Origin of the sequence: Streptomyces sp. NPDC059874, from assembly GCF_042731135.1 — a bacterium.
GTDB lineage: Bacteria > Actinomycetota > Actinomycetes > Streptomycetales > Streptomycetaceae > Streptomyces.
Genome location: NZ_JBHWJY010000031.1, coordinates 1 through 18,465 on the forward strand (window position 1 = coordinate 1; position 18,465 = coordinate 18,465).

General features: G+C 73.9%; 19 protein-coding genes. 8 read left to right on the forward strand and 11 right to left on the reverse strand.

Features of this window, described 5'->3' with window-relative positions; genetic code table 11:
* Positions 1 to 362: 362 nt before the first annotated feature.
* Both ACFV9H_RS19300 and ACFV9H_RS19305 read right to left on the reverse strand, forming a co-directional pair.
* Positions 363 to 1,280, reverse strand: a complete 918-nt coding sequence (locus ACFV9H_RS19300) for an NADP-dependent oxidoreductase (RefSeq protein WP_385399670.1) — start codon at positions 1,278 to 1,280, stop codon at positions 363 to 365.
* Between the two features lie 158 nt (positions 1,281 to 1,438).
* Positions 1,439 to 2,515: an RNA ligase (ATP) gene (locus ACFV9H_RS19305; protein WP_385399505.1), complete on the reverse strand. Its 1,077-nt coding sequence runs from the start codon at positions 2,513 to 2,515 to the stop codon at positions 1,439 to 1,441.
* A gap of 154 nt (positions 2,516 to 2,669) precedes the next feature.
* Between ACFV9H_RS19305 and ACFV9H_RS19310 the strand changes: the two genes are divergently transcribed.
* Both ACFV9H_RS19310 and ACFV9H_RS19315 read left to right on the forward strand, forming a co-directional pair.
* The gene (locus tag ACFV9H_RS19310; protein ID WP_385399508.1) at positions 2,670 to 3,413 is read left to right on the forward strand and encodes an SDR family NAD(P)-dependent oxidoreductase; all 744 of its coding nucleotides are present in this window, start codon (positions 2,670 to 2,672) and stop codon (positions 3,411 to 3,413) included.
* Positions 3,414 to 3,574: 161 nt separating this feature from the next.
* The gene (locus ACFV9H_RS19315) at positions 3,575 to 4,267 is read left to right on the forward strand and encodes an alpha/beta fold hydrolase (RefSeq protein WP_385399510.1); all 693 of its coding nucleotides are present in this window, start codon (positions 3,575 to 3,577) and stop codon (positions 4,265 to 4,267) included.
* Between the two features lie 17 nt (positions 4,268 to 4,284).
* Here the strand turns inward: ACFV9H_RS19315 and ACFV9H_RS19320 are convergent, their stop codons facing one another.
* From ACFV9H_RS19320 to ACFV9H_RS19330, 3 genes are all read right to left on the reverse strand, one after another.
* Positions 4,285 to 5,076 carry a peptidoglycan-binding protein gene (locus tag ACFV9H_RS19320; protein ID WP_385399513.1) on the reverse strand — a complete coding sequence of 264 codons (792 nt, stop codon included), beginning with the start codon at positions 5,074 to 5,076 and terminating at the stop codon, positions 4,285 to 4,287.
* Positions 5,077 to 5,138: 62 nt separating this feature from the next.
* Positions 5,139 to 5,276: a hypothetical protein gene (locus ACFV9H_RS19325; RefSeq protein WP_385399515.1), complete on the reverse strand. Its 138-nt coding sequence runs from the start codon at positions 5,274 to 5,276 to the stop codon at positions 5,139 to 5,141.
* Positions 5,277 to 5,404: 128 nt separating this feature from the next.
* On the reverse strand, positions 5,405 to 6,712 hold the full coding sequence (locus ACFV9H_RS19330; protein ID WP_385399517.1) for an MFS transporter: 1,308 nt from the start codon (positions 6,710 to 6,712) through the stop codon (positions 5,405 to 5,407).
* Between the two features lie 200 nt (positions 6,713 to 6,912).
* On the opposite strand from ACFV9H_RS19330, the gene ACFV9H_RS19335 reads away from it, so the two are divergent.
* Positions 6,913 to 7,338: a hypothetical protein gene (locus tag ACFV9H_RS19335; protein ID WP_385399519.1), complete on the forward strand. Its 426-nt coding sequence runs from the start codon at positions 6,913 to 6,915 to the stop codon at positions 7,336 to 7,338.
* Positions 7,339 to 7,354: 16 nt separating this feature from the next.
* Here ACFV9H_RS19335 and ACFV9H_RS19340 read toward each other — a convergent pair whose 3' ends face one another.
* Complete coding sequence (locus tag ACFV9H_RS19340) at positions 7,355 to 7,672, reverse strand: hypothetical protein (protein ID WP_385399521.1); 318 nt, start codon at positions 7,670 to 7,672, stop codon at positions 7,355 to 7,357.
* Positions 7,673 to 7,780: 108 nt separating this feature from the next.
* Here ACFV9H_RS19340 and ACFV9H_RS19345 point away from each other — a divergent pair, with 108 nt between their 5' ends.
* A complete protein-coding gene (locus ACFV9H_RS19345; protein ID WP_385399673.1) occupies positions 7,781 to 8,233 on the forward strand; it encodes a hypothetical protein in 453 nt (150 codons plus the stop codon).
* 62 nt (positions 8,234 to 8,295) lie between these two features.
* Positions 8,296 to 9,180 carry a GNAT family N-acetyltransferase gene (locus tag ACFV9H_RS19350; RefSeq protein ID WP_385399523.1) on the forward strand — a complete coding sequence of 295 codons (885 nt, stop codon included), beginning with the start codon at positions 8,296 to 8,298 and terminating at the stop codon, positions 9,178 to 9,180.
* A 24-nt stretch (positions 9,181 to 9,204) separates the two neighbouring features.
* Here the strand turns inward: ACFV9H_RS19350 and ACFV9H_RS19355 are convergent, their stop codons facing one another.
* The 3 genes from ACFV9H_RS19355 to ACFV9H_RS19365 form a co-directional block, all read right to left on the reverse strand.
* Entirely contained in the window at positions 9,205 to 11,937 is a 2,733-nt protein-coding gene (locus ACFV9H_RS19355; protein WP_385399525.1) for a DNRLRE domain-containing protein, read from the reverse strand.
* A gap of 67 nt (positions 11,938 to 12,004) precedes the next feature.
* The gene (locus tag ACFV9H_RS19360; protein ID WP_385399528.1) at positions 12,005 to 12,391 is read right to left on the reverse strand and encodes a MazG-like family protein; all 387 of its coding nucleotides are present in this window, start codon (positions 12,389 to 12,391) and stop codon (positions 12,005 to 12,007) included.
* A gap of 26 nt (positions 12,392 to 12,417) precedes the next feature.
* Positions 12,418 to 13,047: a helix-turn-helix domain-containing protein gene (locus ACFV9H_RS19365; protein WP_385399531.1), complete on the reverse strand. Its 630-nt coding sequence runs from the start codon at positions 13,045 to 13,047 to the stop codon at positions 12,418 to 12,420.
* 77 nt (positions 13,048 to 13,124) lie between these two features.
* On the opposite strand from ACFV9H_RS19365, the gene ACFV9H_RS19370 reads away from it, so the two are divergent.
* Positions 13,125 to 14,621, forward strand: coding sequence for an MFS transporter (locus tag ACFV9H_RS19370; RefSeq protein ID WP_385399533.1), 1,497 nt, complete (start codon positions 13,125 to 13,127; stop codon positions 14,619 to 14,621).
* 15 nt (positions 14,622 to 14,636) lie between these two features.
* On the opposite strand, the gene ACFV9H_RS19375 is transcribed toward ACFV9H_RS19370, so the two are convergent.
* Together ACFV9H_RS19375 and ACFV9H_RS19380 are read right to left on the reverse strand one after the other, a co-directional pair.
* Positions 14,637 to 16,529 (reverse strand): helix-turn-helix domain-containing protein, encoded by a 1,893-nt coding sequence (locus ACFV9H_RS19375; RefSeq protein ID WP_385399536.1) that lies wholly within the window; start codon positions 16,527 to 16,529, stop codon positions 14,637 to 14,639.
* Between the two features lie 9 nt (positions 16,530 to 16,538).
* Positions 16,539 to 17,363, reverse strand: coding sequence for a class I SAM-dependent methyltransferase (locus tag ACFV9H_RS19380; RefSeq protein ID WP_385399538.1), 825 nt, complete (start codon positions 17,361 to 17,363; stop codon positions 16,539 to 16,541).
* 153 nt (positions 17,364 to 17,516) lie between these two features.
* Here ACFV9H_RS19380 and ACFV9H_RS19385 point away from each other — a divergent pair, with 153 nt between their 5' ends.
* Complete coding sequence (locus tag ACFV9H_RS19385; protein ID WP_385399541.1) at positions 17,517 to 17,819, forward strand: hypothetical protein; 303 nt, start codon at positions 17,517 to 17,519, stop codon at positions 17,817 to 17,819.
* Between the two features lie 172 nt (positions 17,820 to 17,991).
* Positions 17,992 to 18,453 (forward strand): Crp/Fnr family transcriptional regulator, encoded by a 462-nt coding sequence (locus tag ACFV9H_RS19390; protein ID WP_385399544.1) that lies wholly within the window; start codon positions 17,992 to 17,994, stop codon positions 18,451 to 18,453.
* Positions 18,454 to 18,465 lie beyond the last annotated feature (12 nt).

Consider the following 18,465-nt stretch of genomic DNA (forward strand, 5'->3'; position numbering starts at 1 on the left):
CTTCCCGAAACTGGGGCTCCGCCCCAGACCCCGCGCCTCAAACGCCGGCGAGGCTGGATGGGTGCGCCTCAAACGCAGCCAAGGGTGGTGGGCGCCTCAAACGTAGGCAAGGGTGGGTGGGTACGCCTCAAGCTCAGGCGAGGGTGGGGGTGCGCATCAAGCGCAGGCGAGGGTGGGTGGGTACGCCTCAAGCGCAGCAAGGCTGGGTGGGGGTGCCTCAAGCGCAGGGCAGGCTGGATTTCCGCGGCCGACGCCGGGAGGCCCGGGCAGGCCCGCCCATGCCAGGTGGCGCCTCGGCGCCGGCGGGGTTGGATCGGGCCCGGCGCAGCAACCCGCCCTCCGAGCCGGCCGCAGGCCACCCGTCAGAGCTCGATGACGATCTTGCCCGCGGTGTGTCCGCCCTGGCTCAACTCGAACGCCGCCGCCAGTTCCGTCAGCGGGAAGGTCTTGGCGATCGGTACCGTCAGCTGCCCGCTGTCGGCCAGCCGGCCCAGCTCGGCCAGGTCGCTGCCGACCGGGCGGACCCACATCCATGCGCCGCCGGCCCCGGTCACCGTGTGGTCCGCGATCGAGGCGTGTCGGCCGTCGGGGTGCAGGACGTCCCGGGTGACGGCGAGGACCCCGCCGACGAAGTCCGCGACGACCGTGGGCCCGTCGGGCGCGAGGGCCCGCACCCGGTCGGCGAGGCCGTCCCCGTACTCCACGGGCTCGGCCCCGAGCTCGCGGACCCGGTCGTGGTTGCGCGGGGAGGCCGTTCCGATGACGCGGGCGCCCAGCGAGCGGGCGATCTGCACGGCGAACGAGCCGACCCCACCGGCCGCGCCGTGGATGAGCACGGTGTCGTCCTTGCCGGTGCCGAGCCGCGTGAGCACCTGGTACGCGGTGAGCCCGGCCAGCGGGACCGCGGCGGCCTCGGCCCAGCCGAGCGAGGCGGGCTTGCGCGCCAGGGCCCGTACCGGCACCGACACGAACTCGGCGAAGGTCCCGCCGTGCACGTAGTCCTTGCGGGCGTACGCGAACACCTCGTCGCCCTCGGCGAACTCGGGGGCGTCGATGCCCAGCCGCTCGACGGTCCCGGACACGTCCCAGCCGGGCACCACCGGGTACATGACGTCCATGAGGCCGTCGAGCCCGCCCGACATGATCTTCCAGTCGACGGGGTTGACGCTTGCGCACTTCACCCGGACGAGTACCTCTCCGGGGGCGACCTTGGGCATGGGCAGCCGGGTCTCGGTGAGCACCTCCGTCCCGCCGTACGTCTCGTACGCCATCGCCCGCATGGTGTCCTGGGACATGTACCCGACCTCTCCGTGTACTGGGTGGACCCCCGCCCGGGGCCATCCCACCACGTACGCCGCGCCCGCCCCTCGAACGGGGCGAACGCGGCGTGCCGCCGGGCGGGGCGGGGCAGGGCCGGGCAAGGCCGGGCCCGGGCCGGTCACTCGTACTCGGTGCCGCCCTTGCGGGTCAGGTATGCCGGGCTGACCGCCTTGGCGATGGCCCGGCCGCCCACGACCGGGCTGTACCGCTCCGTCGCGGGCCGGATGACGACGCCCTCGCGCAGGTGGACGGCCTTGCCGGACACGGTCTCGCGGCCGCTCGCGAGCTCCAGCACGGTGTCGAGGTCGTACGGGCCCTCGTACAGGCGTGGCACCAGCGGCAGTTCGCCGTCCTCCAGCACCGCCTGCGGGTCCAGCCACCGGACCTGTCCGTCGATCTCGGCGGATACGTCGAAGACGGCGTAGCCGGGCGGGGTGTCGGCGCTGCGCGCGTCCGTCCCGTACGCGAGGTCCTGGACGCCCGCCCCGTACACCTCGCCGAAGATGCCGACCCTGCTCGCGCCGAGCCGGGCGGCGAGCTTCGCCGCGACGGCGGGTACGTCGTGGGCGCGTACGGTCCGCCAGTAGAGGTTGCGCTCCTCCTCCTTGATGGCCAGCCCCTTCGAGCCGAACCCCTTGGAGGTGACCAGGATCCGCTCCTCCTCGGCGACGTACGTGAACAGGGAGGCGGTGCCGTGCAGTTTCTCGGTGAGGACGACCTGCTCGCCCTCCTCGAAGATCTGCGGGTACCGCTGGAGGTTCTCGATGTCCACCCACGGCAGCAGGTCCGCAGCGGCCTCGACGTCCCCGGCCATGCTGGTCGGGATCGGCGGGGACCACTTGGTGATGCCGAGCAGCTCCGCGAAGTCCGTGCCCTCCTCGGCCGCCCGCGCCAGGTCGACGTCGGCGAGCGCGCGCGGTCGGCACACCAGGCCCTGGGACAGCTCTCCGCGCAACCGGACGGCCTTGACCCGGTCGGCGGAGCTGCCGGCGAGCCGGCCGGTCAGGCCCAGCTCCTCGATCAGCTCGGCGGGCAGCACGGCCTGTTCGGGTATGTAGAGCGCGAACTCGCCTGTGCGGTAGGCGCCCTTGGCGATCACTGCACGGTAGAGGCCCACCTGGGCCAGCTCCAACGCGTCGGCGTTCGGGTGCTCGTGGACGGTCAGCTCTTCGGCGGTGACTCTCAAAGTCGACATGGGCAGCTCCTCGTACGGGCGGTTCTTGACCAGCCCTCACTTTCCGTGCCGGGATTTCCGCTGGTCCAACGGATATCGGGGTGTTAGCCTGCCGCGCCGCCCCATCCGGCTGCATGCACCACGCATTCCGTTCCGCGTCACGCAGGAGGCTCACATGTCACGTCGTCCGGTCACGGTCGTCACCGGCGGCAGCAGGGGCATCGGCGCCGCGACGTGCCTGCGCCTGGCCGCCGACGGGCACGACCTCGCGCTGGGTTACGTCCGTGACAGGACGGCCGCCGAGGCCGTCGCCGAGCGCGTACGGGGCATGGGCGCGCGGTGCGTGACCGTACGCGGCGACACCGCCGAGGAGCTCGGCGTGGAGCGGCTCTTCGACGTCGCCCTGGCCGAACTCGGCACGGTCACCGGCCTGGTCAACAACGCCGGGGTGACGGGCCCGCTGGGCCGGCTCGCGGACGCCCGGACCGAGGACCTGCGGCGGGTGGTGGAGGTGAACCTGCTCGGGTACCTGTTGTGCTGCCGCCGGGCCGCCCGGGACATGGCGGAGTCGGGCGGTGGGGCCATCGTCAACGTCTCCTCGGCGGCCGCCACGCTCGGCAGCCCGGGGGACTACGTCCACTACGCGGCGACGAAGGCCGCCACCGACGCACTCACCGTCGGCCTCTCCAAGGAGCTCGGCCCGGACGGGATCCGGGTCAACGCGGTGGCCCCCGGCATCATCGAGACCGACATGCACGCGGCGATGGGCGACCCCGGCCGCCCGGCCCGCGCCGCGGCCGGCATCCCGCTCGGGCGACCGGGACAGCCGGAGGAGATCGCCGGGGCGATCGCGTGGCTGCTGTCCCCGGACGCCTCGTACACGACGGGGACGGTCCTGCGGGTCTCCGGCGGACGCTGACCGCGGCGGGGCCGGGCCGGGCACCCGGGGTGCGGGCCGCCGTCGACGGCACCCGGCTGGGTCCACCGGGATGCGGCCCGCCGAGCACCGGTGTGGACTCTGGATGGCCGAGTGGCACTTGTGGACCCGTGGTCCGCACTACCCCGTGGAGGAACCCGCCGATGTCGCCGAGCACGCCGACCAAGCCGAGCATCGTCTTCGCCCACGGCCTGTGGGCCGACGGCTCCTGCTACAGCAAGGTGATCCCCGTCCTCCAGCGCGAGGGCCACGAGGTGGTGTCGGCGCAGAACAGCCTCGATTCCCTGGAAGGGGACGTCGACGCCGTCCACCGCGCACTCGCACGGGTCAGCAGCCCGGCCATCCTGGTCGGCCACTCCTGGGGCGGCTACGTGATCACCGCCGCCGGCACCGACGACCGCGTCGCCGGGCTCGTCTACATCGCGGCCCTGGGCCCGGACGCCGGTGAGACCCCGCAGGAACTGATCGGCAAGTTCGACGCACCGCCGCTGTTCTCCCACCTCGACACCGAGGACGGGCGGATCTGGATCGCCCGCGACGGCATCTCCGATTTCTGCGGGGACCTGCCGGAGGAGGAGCAGCAGCTGGTGTGGGCGACCCAGGGCGCCCCCCGTGCGGAGGTCCTGGGCTCCACGGTCGACACCCCGGCCTGGCGGTCCAAGCCCAGCTGGTTCCTGGTCACCACGCAGGACCACGCCGTCAACCCCGAGCTCCAGCGGTTCGGGGCCCAACGCATGGGAGCCACCGTCGCCGAGGTCGACTCCGCCCACCTCCCCATGCTCTCCCGACCCGAGGCCGTCCTCGACCTCATCCGCACGGCCGCCGGATCGGTGTAGGCAACCCCAGGCGGCGCTTAATCCAGCGCCGCCTGGGTGGCCGGGCCGTAGATGCCCTGGGGGTCGCCGGTGATGCTCCGGTCGCGTTGGAGCTGGCTGACACCGCGCTTGGTCTGGCCGTCGTAGACGCCCGTGACGGAGACGTACGTGAATCCCTGCGCGAACAGCAGCTCCTGCAGGGCGCGCACCTGCGGCCCCTTGTCACCCATGCGCAGGGTCGCGGCGGGGACCGCCGGCTTCCCGGTCGACGCGCTCGCGGACGGCGTCGGCTTCGGGGGCTGGCTGGTGGCCGGGGCGGAGGTCTGCGGCGAGGCGGTCACGGAAGGTCGTGCGGTCGGGCTGGTCGACTCCTCCCCGCCGGCCGCACGCCCCGGGAATCCCGGCACGGACAGCCCGGACGGCGCCTTGGCCGGGGGCGGCTCCGGGTCGTCGGAGCCGGTCAGCAGGAACACCAGCCCCCCGGACGCGGCGAGCCCGATCAGGCTGAGGACGGCGACCGCGAGCGGATCGGCGCCCCGGCGCTCCCGACGCTCCCGGCGGTGCCCGACACCCGGGGCCTCGGCGGGGAAGCGCGCGGGAACGGCCTCGCGGCCCGGCACGGGGTACGGGTACAGGTCCGGGTCCGGGTACACGTCCAGGTCCGGGTACACGTCCGGGTCCGGGTCCGGGTACATGTGGGAGACGGGCCCCGTGTACGGCCAGGCGGGCGTCGACGGTCGGGACGGCCCGCCCGGGAAGGGGGTCGCGTACGGGGGTGCGTACGAGCGGTCGTCGGGAACGGCGCCGCTCTCATCGGGATCGTGGGACATGTTTGTCTCCCGGCGGGGACGGGGCCGGCGCGGCGGTGCGGCGCCGGCCCCCACCCGGCCGGTCAGGCCCCGCGCCGCCGGGTGGTCAGGGCCGGGACGGCCCCGCCGGCGGCAAGGGCCGATCCGGGCGTGCCGAGCGCGCGGGAACCACCGGGTGTGGCCGGGGCGAGCGATGAGCGGACGGACACGGGTCTGGACATCTGCGGGTCTCCGAAGTGCGGCTCAAACGGTGCTTCTGCGGTGGCTCTGCGCTGGTTCTGCTGTGGCCCTGCGGTGGTGCTGCGGTGCTTCTTGATCGGCGCACTCTTTCCCTCCGGGGCGGGCCCGGTCAAGCCGGGTGTCCGATCTGCCCCGACCCACCCTCTCTGTCGGGTCGGCGCCGGATCGCCGTGGCCCAGACCGTGACGGCGGCGAGGAGCATCAGGGCGGCTCCGCCGAGCGGGGCGGCGGGGGCGGAGAGGCCGTCGACCGCCAGGCCCCCGAACAGGGCGCCCGCCGCTATCGCGAAGTTGAACATGGCCACCATCAGCGAGGACGCGGCCTCCGCGGCGGCCGGAGCCGCCTTGATCATCCAACTCTGCACGCTCACGGAGACCCCTCCGTACACGAGCCCCCAGGCGAGCAGCAGGGTGGTTCCGGCGACCGCTCCCGGAAGCACGGCGATGAGCGCGAGGATCACGGTGAGGAAGGAGCTGATCACGAGCAGGGTCCGGTAGGCGTCGCGCGCCCCGGCCAGGAAGTTGCCGACGACACCCGCGACGCCGTAGCCGAGCAGGAGCGTGCTGACGTACTCGGCGTCGATGCCGGAGACGTCCTGGAGGATCGGCCGTACGAACGTGTAGGCGGCGAACTGTCCGGTCACCACGAGGAAGGTGACGATCACGCCCGCGCGGACCGCGCGGTTCTCCCGGAGCAGGGCGGGCAGCTGCGGGAAGGTGATGCGCCCCGTCGGCGGCAGAGGGGGCAGCAGCAGGAGCAGAGCGGTCAGCGTGACCAGGCCGAGGACGCCGACCGCCGCGAAGGCGGTGCGCCAGCCGCCGAGCTCGCCGAGCAGGGTGCCGGCGGGGACGCCGAGCACGGAGGCGGTGGGGACGCCGCCGAAGACGAGCGCGGTGGCCCGGCCGACGTGGCGCTCGGGGACGAGACGCACCGCGAGCCCGCCGGCGATCGCCCAGAAGCCGCCGACGCTGACGCCGACGAGCAGCCGGGCCGCGAGGACGATGCCGAAGTTCGGGGCGAGGGCGGCGGCGAGGTTGGCGGCGGCCATCAGTGCGATGAGCACGCAGAGCACGTGCCGCCGGTCGAGCCGGCCCGCGCCGACGGTGACGAGCGGGGCGCAGAATCCGGCGACGAGGCCGGGCACGGTGACCATCAGCCCGGCGGTGCCGTCGGAGACCCCGAGGTCGGCGCCCACGGGGGTGAGCAGGCCGACGGGCAGCAGCTCCGAGGTGATCAGGCAGAAGATCCCCAGGGCGACGGCGCACACGGCCGCCCAACCCTTCCACGGGGCGGGGGCGGGGGCGGCGGCGGGGCCGGGGCCGGTTGTGGGCACCGGTCCGGCCATCGGCTCGGGTCCGGCGAAGGATTCCAGATCAGGGGAGGGCGCGGGGTCGCCGGGCGCGGCAGCTGCGGTCATCGATCGTTACTCCGTACGGGCGTTCGTCGGGCAGGACTCGGCAGCACGGGGCTCCGGGGGTCGCGCCTCCCCCGTCGCCCGTACTGCCGTTCCAATTCCCCGGCCGCCCCACTCATTCCCACCTTCTCCGTGCGGCCTGCGTCACTCGAAGGCGTGAGGTGGAGGACCGGGCCCGTCGCACGGTACGGCAAGGTGGTCGGATGCAGTTACGTCGGGCCGTTCCCCTGCCCCTGCCCCTGTCCCTCGTCGCGCTCCTCGCGAGCGCCGGCTGCGTCACCGTCGGCCCGGAGGGCCTGGATCCGGGGTCGGTCCCGGCGCCCGCGCATGGTTCCGTACCGCCTGCGGTGGCGCCCGACGTACCGCTGTCCCTTCCCTTGGGGAAACTGCCGGTATCGCGCGCTCCCGAGCCCGAGCCCGAGCCGGACCCGGAGCCGTCCCCCGCGCGGAGCAGGAAGGCGCCGCTCCCGCCCCGGCGGGCGCGGACGCCGGGGCCCGCGCCCGCCCATCCGCGCCGCAAACCCGTGCCGCCCCCGCACCCGCCGCGGGTGGACGAGCTGTGCGCGGCCGCGGAGGGCGCCGTCCCGCCGTCCATCGTCGACCTGTGCCTGCGGCAGTACGGGCGCTGACGATCGGGTCCGTGGGTCACCGGGTCGCGGGAGCCGCTCGCCTGAGGCGCGGGGATGCCACGCGGCGGGCCGTGCGGCGGGCCGTGCGCAGTCGGCACATGGTGGCGTGGCCGCGGCATCGCCACTCGGCGCGCGGCAGCCCGGCGCGCTGGCCGCCACCGCTGATCAGGGCGTTGACCGAGGTCATCGGGTCGGCGCCCATGCCCTTGGCGACGAGGACCCCGACCACGAGCGGGACCAGGGCCACGGCCAGGGCCGTCCCGGCGGTGGTCACGTGCCGCATGCGCGGCCGGAGCGTGGTCGTCGTCGTGCCGCAGGGGGTCTCGTAGGTCATGGCCCCATTCGACCAGCGGCGGCGCGGCGGGGAATCGGGGCGGATACTCAGGCCGTTGGGCACAACGTACTCAGATGGGCACGGCGGGTGGGTGGGGGGCGGTGGGTGATGGTGGTACCCGGGCAGAGTTTCGAGCCGGCGACCGGCGACGGGCCGGGGACGCCCGGGGCCGGGCGCGCGGCCGAGGTGCGCACGGCCCACGAGGGGCTGCTGCAGATCCGCCGCCTGGTCAACGGCCCGGCGGGCGCCTCGGTTCCCGCGCCGTGGGAGGTACGGCAACCATCGCGCGCGGTGGCCCTCGTACTGGAGGCCGCGGGGATTCCTCCGTCGGCGCTGGACGAGGAGGGCCGCCGGACGCGTACGGGCTACCGGGTGTCCGCCGGGGCCGAGCCCGGGCGGGCGGAGGTGGCCTGGCTCGGCCCCCCGGGCGCCGGCGTGGCCGAGGAGGAAGCGGCGCGGCTGGCGGACTGCGCGGCCGCCCTGGAGCGCGCGGGCTGGGTGTGCCTCCTGTACCGGGGCCCGCGCCGCCGCCGCTTCCTGGAGGTGGAACCGCCGCGCTGACGGGCGGGTCGACCGGGCGAAATCCGTTGGCCCGTCCCGTCCCGCACCGGCACACTCGCCCGATGGGCATACTCGAGGCGATGGCGGACCGAGTCGACCGGGGCGAGACCGTGGAATTCCGGCCGACCGGCGACTCCATGGTGCCGCTCGTCCGCAGCCGACAGAAGGTCCGGGTCGCACCCGCCGACCCGGCACTGATCGAGGTCGGCGACATCGTCCTGGTCCGCGTCTCGGGCTCGGTGTACCTGCATCTGGTCTCGGCGGTGGACGGCCCCCGCCGGCGCGTGCGGATCAGCAACAACCGGGGCCGCGTCAACGGCTGGGCCGGCCACGACCGGGTGTTCGGCATCTGTCTGGCCGTGGACGGCGTTCCGCGCCCGGGGGCGGAGTCCAAGGTCCGCGTGCCGGCGCCCCTGGCAACCGTTCGGCCCGTCGCTCTCGCCACCGACCGGCTGGATCTCGTACCGCTCCATCCTTCGCACGCCGAGGAGATGGCCCTCGCCCTGGCCGATCCCGGCCTCCACCGGTTCATCGGCGGTGCGCCGCTGCCGGCCGGCGCGCTGCGGGCGCGGTACGAGCGGCTCGCCGGCGGGTCACCCGACCCCGGGGTGGTCTGGTGCAACTGGGTGCTGCGGCTGCGCGTCGGGCGGGAGCTGGTCGGAACCGTCCAGGCCACGATCACCCCGGCACGGGGCATCGCCGAGTTGGCCTGGGTCGTCGGAACCCCCTGGCAGGGCCGCGGGTTGGCGGTGGAGGCCGCCCGGGGGCTCGCCGGCTGGTTGCGGGGGCTGCCCGTCGGCCTCCTGGTCGCGCACGTCCACCCGGACCACGCGGCCTCCGCCGCGGTGGCCGCCGCCTGCGGACTCCGGCCGACCGAGCACCGTCAGGACGGCGAGGTCCGCTGGGAGTCCGGCGGCGGCCGGAGCGGTGCTACCGGCTCGTCGTGAGCACGTACGTCTCCTCGCGCGCGGTCACGGTGCGCCGAAGGTCAGCGTCAACTGCGGTGTGCCTTCGTTGGCCTGGGCCTCCGAGGACCACAGCCACAGGGCGTCCGTGCCGGTGCTGCCGAGCGCCAGGTCGTAGCTGCCGCCGAGCGCCGCCGCCACGGTCGCCGGGGTCAGTGCGGTGGTGTGCACCGCGGAGCCGTCCGGGATCCCCGGGAAGCTGCCGAGGGCCGGTCCGCCCAGTGCGGGGCGGTTGTTGTACGTGGTCCCGCTCTCGGTCCACGGTCCGGTGACCGGGAGCACCGAGACCGTGTCAGTCGTACCGGCGCCGCTCATGGTGCTGGTCTTCACGCTCAGGACGGCCGACTTGAGCACCGTTCCGGCGGGCGCCGTCGGGAGGTTGAAGCGCAGGTAGCTCGCGTAGAAGGAGGTGCCGCGCACGGCGAGCGAGCCGGAGGTCCCGTAATTGGTGGCGGGGGCGCCCGCGTTGGCGTACGTGTCCTCCGCGGCGGTCACCTGGACCACCTGGTCCGCCGGGGCGGTGGCGAGGGCGTGGTGGTTCTGCACCTGCGCCGCGGTCAGGACGGTCGGATAGACGGCCGTCTCGTCGAGCAGGCCCGCCCAGTACTCGCTCGTCGGGCGGTCGGGCCAGCCGCCGAGGCTGTCGCCGCCGGCGTGCCAGTAGCCGGAGAAGTTCTCGTGCGTGGTGACGGCCAGGGTGCCCTTCTGGGCGCCGTCCACGTAGAGGGTCATCCCGCCGGGGCCCTGGGTGGCGACGACGTGGTGCCAGGCGTTGTCGTTGTAGGTGGCGGTCGTGGTGATGGTTCGGGTGGCTCCGGTGTACACGCCGTAGACGAGCCGACCGTCATTGGTCATGTAGATGTGCTTGTCGTACTGATTGCTGCCGCGGTCCTGGTTGCTTCCGAAGCCGAAGAGTTTGCCGCCCCGGGTGGTGTTGGTCTTGAACCAGGTCTCGATGGTGTAGCTGCCGCCCACCGTCTGCCGCTCGTCCCCGTACACCTGGGTGTCGGTGCCGTTGAAGCCGATGGCCGTGCTCGCCCCGGAGACCGCACCGGGGCTCTGCCGCAGGGCGGGGGCGTTCAGGTGCGCGCCGCTCTGGTTGCCCGAGACGGAGGAGTCGGCGACGAAGGGCAGGACCGACTCGTCGTAGCGCCAGTACTGCCGGGCCCCGTCCGCGCGGACCTGGCTCGGGTAGCCGTCGACCTTGGTCGGGACCGTGACGCTCGCGGGGGCCGACAGGGCGCTGGTGTTGCCGGCCGCGTCGGTGGCCGTCACCCGGTAGGTGTACGACTGCCCGGCCGAGACGGTCGTGTCGGTCCAGGAGGCTTGCGGACGCTTGAAGAACAGCGAGTCGGCGGTGACCGTCGCGATCGGCGTGGCCGCGCCGTTCCGGTAGACCTTGTAGGTCAACGCGCTGTCGTCGAGGTCGAGGCTGGTGCGCCAGCGCACCTGGACCTCGCCGGGCTTGAAGCCGACCGCGCCGGCGACGGGCACCGAGGGCGCCCCGGTGTCCCCCGTGGAGGCGAAGCGCGTCAGGCCCTGCTGCGCGGCGCCGTTGACGGTGGTGAACTCCCCGCCGACCCACAGGTACTGGACGCCGCCCTTGGAGCCGACGGTCATCACGCGCGGGCCGATGCCCTCGCCGATGCCGTCGTTGGTGTCGGGGGCCCAGCCCAGTTTGCCGGTGCCGGTGGTGGGCTGGGCGAGCAGGTGGTGGCGCCGGCCGTCGGGGAACTCGCCGACGCCGGAGCAGTCGTGCGCGTGCGAGGCGCTGTAGAGCACGTTCTGGTACGGCAGCACGGCCTGCGTCGCGCCCAGGCAGGTGTCGCGCCAGCGCTGGCCGAGGGTGCCGAGGTCGAGGGCGATCCGGCCGTCGAAGACGCCGCCGCCCGTGCCCTCGTTGGCCGTGTAGAAGCCGGTCGCGTCGGTCGCGATGTCCTTGACGACCGAGTTGGTCTCGATGAAGCCGGGGTAGGACTTGGTGAGCGCGCCGCTCGTCGCGTCGACGACGGCCAGCGCGTGCGTGTTCGTACCGTTGACGGTGAAGAAGTCGCCGCCGAGCAGCACGCTCTTGCCGTCCGGGGTGACCTCGACCGCGCGCCCGGGCTCGTCGGCGTCTGCGGTGAAGGGCTTGAGGGCCCCGTCGGTGGCTCCGACGGCGGCGAAGCGCTGACGGGGCTGCCCGGCGACGGTGAGGAAGTCGCCGCCCGCGTAGACGGTGTCGTCGGTGACGGCGAGGGCCCGGACGGTGGCGGAGAAGGCGGGGCGGAAGTCCGTCTTGACCGTGCAGCTCGCCACGTCCACGGCGGCGAGGCTGGAGACGGCGGCGCCGTTGACGGCGCCGAAGTAGCCGCCCGCGTAGAGGGTCTTCTTGTCCGGCGAGAGGGCCAGCGTGCGGACGGTGGCGGTGCCGGAGGCGACGGTGAAGGACAGGACGCAGGAGGTCGGAGCGCCCGTCGCGGCGTCGAGCGCGACGAAGTTCACGGCCGGCCGCTCGCTGCCGGCGCCGCCCGCGGGCGGGCGCACGGTGGAGAAGGTGCCGCCGACGAAGACCTGGCCGGCCGCCTCGGCGAGGGCCCAGACCACGCCGTTGGGCTGCCAGGTCGACAGCGCGTCGGCGGTGAAGGCGACGGGCGGGGTGACGGCCGCCGCCTGCGGGACGAGACCGAGGCCGAGCCCGGCGCCGGTTCCGGCCAGGGACAGGGCGACGGCGGCCGCGAGCCCTCTGGATCTACGCATGAACCCCCCAGTTCGGTGTGCGACGTGCGGTCTGCGGTGTGACCGTACGGGCGCACCCTAGAGCGATTCACGGTTCGGTTCGGGCCACTTGACGGATCGGATGCGAAGTCGGATCCACGGCCGCGCCGGCGGCGGGCGGAAGGAACTTGCCGGCCTTCAGCCGCAGTTGACCGGCGAAGTACTCCGCCGCGTCGGGTCGCATGCGGGCGAGGGCCACCATGCCCGTGATGATGACGTCGCACACCTCGTCGTGTACGTCCTCCCAGCTGTGGGAGTGCCCCTTGCGGGGGTTGGTGCCCTTGGCGCCGATCACCGCCTGGGCGGCCTCGCCGAACTCCTCGCCGATCTTGAGCACTTGGAGGACGTGGCTCTCCTCGGGCCGAAGCCCCTGCGCCGCGTCCGATGCGTCGAAGCGGTCGGCGAGCGCGTTGATGGTGTCCCATGCGGTGGTCATGGCCCGGCACCCTACAGTCGCCGCCGCTACCTCGGTTTCGCCCGCACGTGCATCCGCTCCCCCTGCCTACCGAAGAGGCTGAGGATCTCCACGGGCCGCCCGTCCGCGCTGGTGAACCAGTGGGGCAGCCGGGTGTCGAACTCGGCCACCTCTCCCGGGCCGAGGACGAGGTCGTGCTCGGCGAGGACGAGGCGCAGCCGGCCGTTCAGGACGTACAGCCACTCGTAGCCCTCGTGCGTACGGTGGGCCGGCTCGGAACCCCGGTCGGCGATGATCATCTTGTACGCCTGGAGCGGGCCCGGGGTGCGGGTCAAGGGGACGAACGTACCGCCGCTCGGCAGCGGGTGGGGCGTCAGCCGGACCCTGGGGTCCCCCACCTCGGGGGCACCCACCAGGTCGTCCAGCGGCACGCCGTACGCGCCGGCGAGCGGGAGCAGCAGTTCCAGGCTGGGGCGACGCTGCCCGGACTCCAGCCGCGACAGGGTGCTCTTGGAAATGCCGGTCTCCTCGGAGAGCGCGGCGAGGGTGAGGCCGCGCGCGGCGCGCAGCCGGCGCAGCCGGGGGGCGACCTGGTCGAGGACCGCCTGGTAGGGGCCCGGCCTGTCCGGTGAGGTGTCCGGCGCGTGGTCCGGCAGGTCGTCCGCTGGGGTGTCCATGCGGGCATTCCATCCCGCCGTCCCGGAATCGGCAACAAGAATTGCCGCCTCGGGCCCGCGGGCGCACGCTCCGGCCCATGAGCCCACACAGTGACGTGAACCCGCTCCGCGCGGGACAGGCAGGACAGGCAGGACAGGCAGGACAGGACGAGGACGAGGTGGTGGCCGGAGGAAACCGAAGGCCGGTCCCGGTGCGATGGGCACTCGCCGGTCTGTCACTGTCGATGCTGCTGTCCTCGCTCGGCACCAGCATCGCCAACGTCGGCCTGCCGACACTGGCGCAGGCGTTCGACGCCACCTTCCAGCAGGTCCAGTGGATCGTCCTCGCCTATCTCCTCGCCATCACCACCCTGATCGTCGGCGTCGGACGGCTCGGTGACCTCTTCGGCCGGCGGAGACTGCTGCTGGGCGGTGTGCTGCTGTTCACGGTGGCCTCGGTCCTGTGCGGCGTCGCGCCCTCGCTCGGGTGGCTGATCGCCGCCCGGGCGGTGCAGGGCCTCGGGGCGGCCGTGATGATGGCCCTGACGATGGCGTTCGTCGGCGAGACGGTGCCGAAGGAGCGGACCGGCAGGGCCATGGGGCTGCTCGGGACGACGTCCGCGATCGGCACCGCGCTCGGTCCCTCGCTGGGCGGCGCACTGATCGCCGGACTCGGCTGGCGGTCCATGTTCCTCGTCAACCTGCCGCTGGGACTGCTCACACTGCTCCTGGCGCACCGTTTCCTGCCCGCCGACCGCCGGGAGCCCGGGGCCGGCAGGAGCCGCTTCGACCACGTGGGCACCCTGCTGCTCGCCCTGACACTCGCGGCGTACGCGCTCGCCATGACGATCGGCCGCGGACGCTTCGGCGCCCTCAGCGTGTCCCTGCTCCTGGCCGCCGCCGTCGGAGCGGGTCTGTTCGTACGCGCCGAGGCCCGGGCGGCGTCACCTCTGGTCCGCCTGTCGACCTTGCGCGATCCGGTGCTCAGCGCGGGCCTCGCGATGAGCGCGCTCGTCTCCACGGTGATGATGGCGACGCTGGTGGTCGGGCCGTTCCACCTCTCTCGTGCGCTCGGCCTCGACGAGGCCCTGGTGGGGCTGGTCCTGTCGGTCGGACCGCTCGTCGCCGCGCTGACCGGAGTGCCGGCCGGGCGGGGCGCGGACCGTTTCGGCACCCGGCGGACGACACTGGTCGGGCTCGCCTCCATGACCGCCGGCTGCGGGCTCCTGGCCCTGCTGCCCACGTCACTCGGCGTTTGGGGCTACGTGCTCCCCATCGCGGTCGTGACCATCGGGTACGCGCTGTTCCAGACGGCCAACAACACCGCCGTCATGGCGGAGGTACGCCCGGATCGGCGGGGCGTCGTCGCCGGACTGCTCAATCTGTCGCGCAATCTCGGGCTCGTCACGGGCGCGTCCGTCATGGGCGCCGTGTTCGCCTTCGCGTCGGCGACCACCGACGTGGCGACGGCGTCCCCCGGGGCCACGGCCACCGGAATGCGGACCACGTTCGCGGTCGCGGCGGTCGCGACCTGCCTCGCCCTGGCCCTGGCGGGGAAGTTCGCCCCCGCGGCTCCCGCACCCTCCAAGCCCTGAGCGGTGGAGGTCGGGCTATCCCGCCGCGTGCACCTGGTGGACGCGGAGCGCGAGTTGCAGCTCCAGGGCCCGCTCCGGGCGCTGCCAGTCGGGGCCGAGCAGTCTGCCGATCCGGTCGAGCCGTTGGACCACCGTGTTGATGTGTACGTGCAGGGCGTCTCGGGCCCTGGACTGGTTCATGCCCGCGTCGAAGTACACGGTGAGGGTGCGGACGAGGTCGGTGCCGCGTTGGGCGTCGTACTCGATCACGGGGCCCAGGGTGCGCTGCACGTACCCGCCGAGGTCCGTCTGGTCGCCGAGCAGGACGCCGAGGAAGCCCAGGTCGCGCAGGGCGGCCCCGGCGCCGGACCGGCCGAGCGCGCGCAGGGCGGTGCGGCAGCGGCGGGCCTCGGCGTAGGCCCCGGCGAGGGCCGCGGGACCGGTGGCCGGGCCGGCGGCGCCGACCGTGACGGGGTCGGCGAGGGCGTGGCCGAGCTCGTTCGCGAGGTCGGCGGCGCAGGCGCTGGGGGCTTCGGAGGGGCAGACGAGGACCACGTCGTCGTGGTGCGCCCCGGCGAGGCCCTTGCGGGTGTGCGCGATACGGGCGGCCAGGGCCAGCAGCCGGGGGCGCGGCGCGGTCTCGGGGTGCAGGACGAACACCGCGTGCGGCTGGTTCAGGTTCACTCCGAGGCGGCGCGCGCGGGCGGCCAGTCCGGCCGGGTCGGCCGCCCCGGTGAGGAGGTCGCCGAGGAGCTCGCCCCGTACCCGGTCCTCGGCCTCGGCCACCGAGCGGCGCAGGAGCAGCAGCAGGGCGGTGACGACTCCGGCGCGTTCGAAGAGGCGGCGGTCGGCGTCGTCGAGGTCGGCGCGGCCGCTGAGGGCGATGCTGCCGAGCAGTTCGGGCCCGGCGAGGACGGCGCACACCCAGGTCCCGGCGACGGGTACGGCCCGCCCCTCGGCCCGGGAGGCGGCGACGGCCCGGGCCGACGGGGGCTGGGGGTCGGCGCCCGCCCGGGCGAGTTCGGTGCCCTCGGCGTCGTGGATGAGGGTGCCGCCCCGCAGCAGGGCGCCGATGGCGGTGGCGACGTCGGTGACGTCCCCGCCGCGCAGCACCAGGTCGGTGAGCCGGTCGTGGGCGTCCTCGGCACGCCGCATGGCCTTGCTGTGCGCCTCGATGGTCCGTGACGCCGCGTTCAGGTCGACCAGCGCCGTGCGCGTCTCGTCCAGCAGCCGGGCGCCGTCGATGGCGATGGCGGCGTGATCGGCGAGGGAGGACAGCAGCGCGATCTCCTCCGGGGTGAACGTACGGGCCGTGCGGTCCGCCGCGAAGAGGACGCCGATCACCCGGGCGCCCAGGCGCAGCGGTACGCCGAGGATGGCGCGCAGCCCCTCTTCGGCGACGGCGCCGTCGATGGTCGCGGTGTGCCGGAAGCGGGGGTCGTCGCGGTAGTCGCCGGTGGAGTAGGGGCGGGCCGTTTCCGCGACGAGCCCGCCCAGCCCCTCGCCCATGCCGAGGCGCACCTGCTGGAAGGCGGCCGAGACGGAGCCGTCGGTGACCCGCATGTAGGTGTCGCCGGCTTCGTCGTCGTTGAGGGACAGGTAGGTCACGTCGGTGCCGAGGAGCAGTTTGGCCCGGTGGACGATGGCCTTCAGTACGGCGTCCAGGTCCCGGAGCCCCGCGAGGTCTCCGGCGGTGTCGAAGAGGGCGGCGAGTTCGGCCTCGCGCCGGCGGTGCTGGCTGAGCGTGCGGCGGATGCGCAGCGCGACGCGGGTGGCGTCCGCGATCGCCGCCGCCTCCGGCTCGGAGAGGTGGACGTCCTCGCCGGCGGGCAGCGCGAAGCTCTCGGCAGGTGCGCCTTCGACCAGCAGGTCCAACAGGGCGAGCAGGTGGCGGAGGGCGGTGCTCGGGTGCTTCCCGGGGGTGGGCATGGGGCGCTCTCAGCTCCGCGCGCGCAGCGAGTACAGGACGGGCAGGTGGGTGTCCCCGAAGGGCAGCCGGTACAGGCCGTCCTGACCCTGGCTCAGGATGCCCCGGGGGTCGAACTCGGTGGCGGTGTGTTCGCCCAGGTGCTTCACGGTGAGGCCGGCGTCCGCGATCGCGGTGACGATGTCGCCGAGGGAGTGCGGGTACTGGACGGTGTCGTGCGCGGGCACGGTCATGCCCGGCTCGGCGTACGTCCCGGTGACCGTCTCGCGCTGCGGCTCTCCCCCGCCGTAGGGCCAGTCGGCGACGAGCGGATCGATGGTGGCGATCGTCTGGAAGGCGGGGTGCAGGTCCACCATGACCAGGCTTCCGCCGGGCTTCAGCGCCATGGCCGCGCCGCGTGCCCAGGCCTTGACGTCGGCGATCCAGCACAGGACCCCGTAGGTGGCGACGACCAAGTCGAAGCGGCCCGCCAGGTGCGCGGGCAGGCTCTGGGTGTCGGCCTCCACGAACGTGGCGGCCGGCCCGGTGCGAGCGGCGAGCGCACGGGCCCGCTCGACGGCCGCCGGGGAGAAGTCGACGCCGGTGACCCGGGCGCCCAGTCGGGCCCAGTTCAACGTGTCCATCCCGAAGTGGCACTGGAGGTGCAGCAGGTCCTTCCCGGCCACGTCTCCCGCCAGGCCGCGTTCGAGCGCGAAGAGCGTCTGGCGCCCGGCCACGAACGACTCGACGTCGTAGAACCTGTCGGTGGAGGTCGAGCCGTGGATGCGGGCGCGGGTGTCCCACAGCGCCCGGTTCAACGCGGTCGCGTCCGCTGCGTTGGGCCTGGTCTCTGGCATGCACCGATCATGACACGGCCGCGCCGGCGTCAACCGGAACCGGCCGCCGCCACCCGTTCACACAGGGTCACCCCGGCGAAACCGCCCCAAGTGGGTCCGCCTCCCTCTACCGTGCCCTGAGGCAGTGGGTACGGCACCGGAGGGGTGGGGCGGATGAACGAGGAAGAAGACATGCGGCTGGCGGGGATGACGCCGGAGATCTCCCGCCGCGCCCTCACCATGCTGCGCGGCCTCGTGGGCCTGGAACCACCCGAGCAGGTGCCCGAGGACGCCATGGAAGTCGCGGACGCGATCCTGGCCGAGCACGGCACCGACGGCCTCCGCGTGCTCACGATGACCCTCGCGGCCTGGGCCACGGCCCAGATCGAGAACGTCGCCGAGCTGAGCGGGCGCAGCCACGAGGCGGTCCTGGACGCGATGGAGCTGGCCTGCCTGGAGGCCAACGCCGACGAATGACCCCGCCGCGCGGGGGGGGCCGGGCACGGTCCGGCGCGGCCCACGCGCGGCCGTCGTGCGGCCGGCACGGACCCGGGCGAAGAAGCCGCGCCCGATGCGGTCGGGATCGGGCGGGCTTCGGCGACACTGGGGAGAGCAGGAGCGTCGTGGGGGGTCTTGATCGGAGGCCGTCGTGAGCACACCTTCCCCCATCCGGATCGCTGCCGTGCTGTCCACGGAGCACCGCGGACGGCTGATGTCCCAGGCCCGTGAGGTCAATTTCGAGGAGGGTGCGCGGATCTTCCAGGAAGGCGCACGGGCCGAGTCCTTCTGGATCGTGCGCTCCGGCACCGTGACCCTGGAGATCCCCATGCCCGGCGTCCGCCGGCCCGCCCCCGTGGAGAACCTGGGCCCCGGTGAGCTGGTCGGCTGGTCCTGGCTCTTCCCGCCGTACGTGTGGCAGCTGAGCGCCGAGGCGATGACTCCGGTGCGCGCGTACGAGTTCGACGGCGTGAGCGTGCGGATGCTCATGGACTCCGACCCCGCCTTCGGGTCGGCGATCGGGCACTGGGTCGGCCGGGTCCTCGCACTCCGGCTCCAGCAGACCCGTACCCGTCTCCTCGACCTCTACGCCCCCCGCATGGCGGCGAGCTAGGGCCCCCCGAGG

Bases quoted from the DNA above. Each gene is read 5' to 3' on its own strand.
- ACFV9H_RS19300 (WP_385399670.1), bottom strand. From the start codon at position 1,280: ATGCGGGCGATGGCGTACGAGACGTACGGCGGGACGGAGGTGCTCACC.
- ACFV9H_RS19305 (WP_385399505.1), bottom strand. From the start codon at position 2,515: ATGTCGACTTTGAGAGTCACCGCCGAAGAGCTGACCGTCCACGAGCAC.
- ACFV9H_RS19310 (WP_385399508.1), top strand. From the start codon at position 2,670: ATGTCACGTCGTCCGGTCACGGTCGTCACCGGCGGCAGCAGGGGCATC.
- ACFV9H_RS19315 (WP_385399510.1), top strand. From the start codon at position 3,575: ATGTCGCCGAGCACGCCGACCAAGCCGAGCATCGTCTTCGCCCACGGC.
- ACFV9H_RS19320 (WP_385399513.1), bottom strand. From the start codon at position 5,076: ATGTCCCACGATCCCGATGAGAGCGGCGCCGTTCCCGACGACCGCTCG.
- ACFV9H_RS19325 (WP_385399515.1), bottom strand. From the start codon at position 5,276: ATGTCCAGACCCGTGTCCGTCCGCTCATCGCTCGCCCCGGCCACACCC.
- ACFV9H_RS19330 (WP_385399517.1), bottom strand. From the start codon at position 6,712: ATGACCGCAGCTGCCGCGCCCGGCGACCCCGCGCCCTCCCCTGATCTG.
- ACFV9H_RS19335 (WP_385399519.1), top strand. From the start codon at position 6,913: ATGCAGTTACGTCGGGCCGTTCCCCTGCCCCTGCCCCTGTCCCTCGTC.
- ACFV9H_RS19340 (WP_385399521.1), bottom strand. From the start codon at position 7,672: ATGACCTACGAGACCCCCTGCGGCACGACGACGACCACGCTCCGGCCG.
- ACFV9H_RS19345 (WP_385399673.1), top strand. From the start codon at position 7,781: ATGGTGGTACCCGGGCAGAGTTTCGAGCCGGCGACCGGCGACGGGCCG.
- ACFV9H_RS19350 (WP_385399523.1), top strand. From the start codon at position 8,296: ATGGGCATACTCGAGGCGATGGCGGACCGAGTCGACCGGGGCGAGACC.
- ACFV9H_RS19355 (WP_385399525.1), bottom strand. From the start codon at position 11,937: ATGCGTAGATCCAGAGGGCTCGCGGCCGCCGTCGCCCTGTCCCTGGCC.
- ACFV9H_RS19360 (WP_385399528.1), bottom strand. From the start codon at position 12,391: ATGACCACCGCATGGGACACCATCAACGCGCTCGCCGACCGCTTCGAC.
- ACFV9H_RS19365 (WP_385399531.1), bottom strand. From the start codon at position 13,047: ATGGACACCCCAGCGGACGACCTGCCGGACCACGCGCCGGACACCTCA.
- ACFV9H_RS19370 (WP_385399533.1), top strand. From the start codon at position 13,125: ATGAGCCCACACAGTGACGTGAACCCGCTCCGCGCGGGACAGGCAGGA.
- ACFV9H_RS19375 (WP_385399536.1), bottom strand. From the start codon at position 16,529: ATGCCCACCCCCGGGAAGCACCCGAGCACCGCCCTCCGCCACCTGCTC.
- ACFV9H_RS19380 (WP_385399538.1), bottom strand. From the start codon at position 17,363: ATGCCAGAGACCAGGCCCAACGCAGCGGACGCGACCGCGTTGAACCGG.
- ACFV9H_RS19385 (WP_385399541.1), top strand. From the start codon at position 17,517: ATGAACGAGGAAGAAGACATGCGGCTGGCGGGGATGACGCCGGAGATC.